General features: G+C 43.4%; 7 protein-coding genes and 2 pseudogenes. 3 read left to right on the top strand and 6 right to left on the bottom strand.

Features of this window, described 5'->3' with window-relative positions:
- Both ACP7IZ_RS13510 and ACP7IZ_RS13505 read left to right on the top strand, forming a co-directional pair.
- Positions 1 to 112: pseudogene (locus tag ACP7IZ_RS13510) on the top strand (IS481 family transposase); the annotation flags it as partial.
- Between the two features lie 318 nt (positions 113 to 430).
- Complete coding sequence (locus ACP7IZ_RS13505) at positions 431 to 1,069, top strand: HPP family protein (protein ID WP_006115571.1); 639 nt, start codon at positions 431 to 433, stop codon at positions 1,067 to 1,069.
- 33 nt (positions 1,070 to 1,102) lie between these two features.
- On the opposite strand, the gene ACP7IZ_RS13500 is transcribed toward ACP7IZ_RS13505, so the two are convergent.
- Complete coding sequence (locus ACP7IZ_RS13500) at positions 1,103 to 1,567, bottom strand: helix-turn-helix domain-containing protein (protein WP_082823244.1); 465 nt, start codon at positions 1,565 to 1,567, stop codon at positions 1,103 to 1,105.
- A gap of 198 nt (positions 1,568 to 1,765) precedes the next feature.
- The gene (locus ACP7IZ_RS13495; protein ID WP_006115867.1) at positions 1,766 to 2,344 is read right to left on the bottom strand and encodes a DUF488 family protein; all 579 of its coding nucleotides are present in this window, start codon (positions 2,342 to 2,344) and stop codon (positions 1,766 to 1,768) included.
- Positions 2,345 to 2,379: 35 nt separating this feature from the next.
- On the opposite strand from ACP7IZ_RS13495, the gene ACP7IZ_RS13490 reads away from it, so the two are divergent.
- A complete protein-coding gene (locus ACP7IZ_RS13490) occupies positions 2,380 to 2,595 on the top strand; it encodes a DUF2945 domain-containing protein (RefSeq protein ID WP_010512346.1) in 216 nt (71 codons plus the stop codon).
- 13 nt (positions 2,596 to 2,608) lie between these two features.
- Here ACP7IZ_RS13490 and ACP7IZ_RS13485 read toward each other — a convergent pair whose 3' ends face one another.
- The 4 genes and pseudogenes from ACP7IZ_RS13485 to ACP7IZ_RS13470 all read right to left on the bottom strand — a co-directional run.
- Positions 2,609 to 2,881, bottom strand: coding sequence for a DUF1971 domain-containing protein (locus ACP7IZ_RS13485; protein ID WP_063354992.1), 273 nt, complete (start codon positions 2,879 to 2,881; stop codon positions 2,609 to 2,611).
- Positions 2,878 to 3,267 (bottom strand): PAS domain-containing protein, encoded by a 390-nt coding sequence (locus tag ACP7IZ_RS13480; protein ID WP_003631279.1) that lies wholly within the window; start codon positions 3,265 to 3,267, stop codon positions 2,878 to 2,880. The genes ACP7IZ_RS13485 and ACP7IZ_RS13480 overlap by 4 nt, the downstream gene beginning before the upstream one ends.
- Positions 3,268 to 3,328: 61 nt before the next feature.
- Positions 3,329 to 3,694: a DUF488 domain-containing protein gene (locus ACP7IZ_RS13475; RefSeq protein WP_010512344.1), complete on the bottom strand. Its 366-nt coding sequence runs from the start codon at positions 3,692 to 3,694 to the stop codon at positions 3,329 to 3,331.
- 16 nt (positions 3,695 to 3,710) lie between these two features.
- Positions 3,711 to 3,850: pseudogene (locus tag ACP7IZ_RS13470) on the bottom strand (transposase); the annotation flags it as partial.

Below are 3,850 nucleotides of genomic sequence, written 5' to 3'. Positions count from 1 at the left end.
CAAGACGCTGAGTGGCCTCACGCCTTACGAATACGTCTGCAAAATATGGACTTCAGAGCCAGAAAGATTCATCATCAATCCAACCCATCAAACCCCGGGACCAAACACCTAGCAGAATGACACCGTCATCCGAACTCATGCGACCTCCATCAAAATGGGCTACTACACGCCGTCCACAGGAGGCTGGAAATTCATACGCGTTCACGCTACACTCTGTCTGCATCGGGTTCGTTTATTGCTTATGAAAATATCTTTTCTACAAAACAGACTTTTTCATAATCTGACCCGATGTACAACCCTTCCGTGAGATTTCCGCGTCGATCATATGAATCGATGAAATCCCGCAATCAAAAGATGTATTGTATTTACTTTTTTGAACACCAGAGTATTCTGCATGTTATCTTGATTTAAACAAAGTAGTGGACACAATATGAGTCGTTTTATTTCATTACGTGCTTCTATTGGCGGGTTTGTCGGTATAATAGCATCTTATTCTGCTGGGTTTATCTTAATGCCAATTGAAAGTGCCGCCATTGTTGCACCTATGGGTGCATCGGCCGTCCTTGCATTCGGTGTTCCAGCCAGTCCTTTAGCAACACCTCGAGCTGTGATTTTAGGAAATGTTCTTTCAGCAACGATTGGCGTCATAGTTTCACTTATTCCCGATGTACCACTTCTCATCGCCTGTGCTCTTTCAGTAGGGCTCGCAATCGCTGCAATGAACGCCTCAAAATCACTTCATCCTCCGGGTGGCGCATCGGCACTCACAGCAACGCTCCTCCATCCTGGCAATCATGATCTCACGACTGGTTTCTTATTTCCTTTTGTGCCAGTCGGCCTGAATGCTGTCGCTTTGACCATCGCCGCTATTGCTTATCATCGGATTACCGGTCATACGTATCCACATCGTCCTCAGGACGTCGAAGCTTCCACAGTAATTCAAAATTACTTTACACGGGAAGATATTTACAATGCGTTGCAATCAATGCCCGATACGCTTGATGTCGAGCCCGGTGACATTGAACAATTATTAGCTATCATTGATAAAAATAAATGCGACTTAAAATAATATATTTTTATTCTATATTTTTTCTTTCCATCATTAAGCCCTAATGTGCCCGCAAAGACTAATTAACTGAGCATAATTTAAAATCACTATTTCCGAACCGTTTACTTCTAAAATTTCACCACGAAACCGTGTTATAATACGGGATAAATTTTCAGGTGTCATGCGAAGCTCGGCTGCCACCAAAGATTTGCTATGCGGAAGTACGACTTTTTTTCGATTGTCCTGTATAATGGAAAGTTTCACGAGATAACAGAACAAACGCTGTGAACCACTACAATGATAATAACAACTCGTCTGATTGATGTTATTCCTAAATTGTTTTGCAACATATTCCAGCATAATACGCGCGAACGATGAATGAAAAGAACACAATACGTCTATAATATTTGCATCAATCTGAAGCATCGTCGCTGCTGAGGCACAATAAGCTTCCAGAAGATAAGGTTGTCGTGTTACGACCGCTGCAGGAAGAAGAAAGTCACCGGTTATCATACTCATAACAGTGATATTTTCTTTCTTTTCTGGATGCGGACTCCTTAAGTGTATGATGCCATCAAACACAATCCACAAATTTTTTGGTTTATCGTTTTTTTCACAGATGACAAAAGAACGCGTTTTTCACGCTTTGAAACACCATCAAAGAGTCTCAGAGCGCTGAACATTTCTTCAGGTTCCGATGGAATATTCTGATTTTTATTATGACTTCTCATCATTTTGGACACATACGGACTCTGGAAGAGGATACGTTAAACAACCTGTTGGTTCGACAACAGCACCAGGCGTAAGAACGCCTTCCTGCGTGTTCGTCAACGACAGGATATGGATCACCGTCAAACCTTTAGAAAGAAGATAATCTGAAATAATGCGCCGATGACACCGCCACCAAAGAACCTCTGCGCACATTAAAACAACCGTTTCATATCGGCTCGCTTCGATTAAAGTTGCTAGACCTTTCTGAAATTCATCGCTTAAAGCATAGTCGGCATAATTATGAAAACTTTGCACACGCCAGAATGCATTAATCGTAGGTGCAACGGTTCTAGACCGCGGACGTCTCCCGCCTAACTCCGGAAAATGACGATAAATAACGTTTACTTTCCCAAGCGCTTCAGACAGGACATTACCATTGTAATCCCGATTACGCCTGGAATACGGAAACGCACGAACATCCGCCACGAATGTAATATGATAATGACAAATAAGTGTTATAAACTCGTCAAGGGAATGCGTAGAGTGACCAATCGTATAAATCGTCTTACATTTAACCTTGGTCATTTTACAGTGTCTTCGGTTGCATAAGGAAAATTACCATGTCTTCACAAACCTTCAGAATTGGCGACATTGTTTCATGGAACTCTGAAGCCGGTTATGTCACAGGTAAAATTACGAAAATTCACACATCACCATTTCTCGTCAATGGGTATCATCATCATGCGTCAGGCCAGGAACCTCAATACGAGATTGTCAGCCAGAAAACTGGGCATATAGCATTTCACAAAGGGTCGGCCCTACAGCTACAGATGTAAGTGTTCATATACTTCACAAAGAATGAACTGGATCAGAATCGTAAAACTCCAGTTTTAGCCGGACCAAACCAGATAATTTTAGGTAATGCGCCTGCTCCGGTTTGATAAGGCCTGGTTCACAAGGTGTCAGATGCCTGACTTCTCCAGTGTCAACGTACACGAGCGTCGCAGTTCCTTCCAGAATACGGATAACTGCCCATACGCCAGCCTTCGTGGCATGACGCTGACGCAGACCTGCGGGAAGAGTTATCGCATTGAACTCCGACGTAATACGATACGGTTTCATGGCTGCTTCCTGATATCACGAAAAACAACCTTTATCGCATCGATATTCCCACTATGGTTTCTTATGATATCCATATTGAATACAACAACAATCTGCGAACCATTCCGTCTTAAAGCCGGCACGGTGAGTGTACGATCTGAATTAAAACCTGTTACTCCCTGCTCCACGACATAAGACCAACCTTTCCAGTGCCGTTCACGTAATTTTTCCGGTATAATCAGATCAAGTGACTTCCCAATAGCTTCCTCCGCCGCAAAACCAAACATCTGAACTGCGTTGTCATCCCACAACTCGATGATGCCTGAGCGATGGACCCGGACAATCGCATCGTCACAAATAATGGGAGAATTCTTTTGATCTGTTTCAGCAAAACTTAAATTCGGCATGGAACATAATTCCTAAAAACGTGATAACGGATGAATACTTTTTATACGTTAGCGTCAATACCTATATGTCCTGCTCATCCAGAAATTTCTGGAGAACAAGAGCGTGATTATGAAGCGGATCATGCGCAGCATAAAGAAGAGTGATCCTCCCTTTTTTCATAAGGTTCTCAAGTTTTTTGATGTCGGAATTTCCTTCAGAAAGCTCATGACGATACCTGAGTTTGAATTCATCCCAGTGAGCCGGGTCATGATCAAACCAGTGTCGAAGATCGGAGCTTGGAGCAGCATTCTTTAACCAATAATCCATTTTAACATCTGATTTGTGCAACCCTCGAGGCCACAATCGATCCACAAGAACACGAACGCCATCTATTTCCGAAGGCAGATCGTAAACTCGTTTTATCCGAACGTCGTGTCGAGATTTCATGAGAGATTAGGGCCTGTTAGGGCTTGATCCAGTCTGCTGCGGCAGGCGATGTGGATGACCGCGAGGAACGACGTTGCTGTTTTTTCATATCTGGTTGCGACAGCGCGCCACTCCTTGAGGCGAGCCCAGAGGTTCTCAACGAGATGCCGACACCGA

This window comes from Acetobacter sp. AAB5 (assembly GCF_050106715.1).
In the GTDB taxonomy this organism is placed as follows: domain Bacteria; phylum Pseudomonadota; class Alphaproteobacteria; order Acetobacterales; family Acetobacteraceae; genus Acetobacter; species Acetobacter oryzifermentans.
This window is presented reverse-complemented; position numbering and strand designations above follow the sequence as displayed.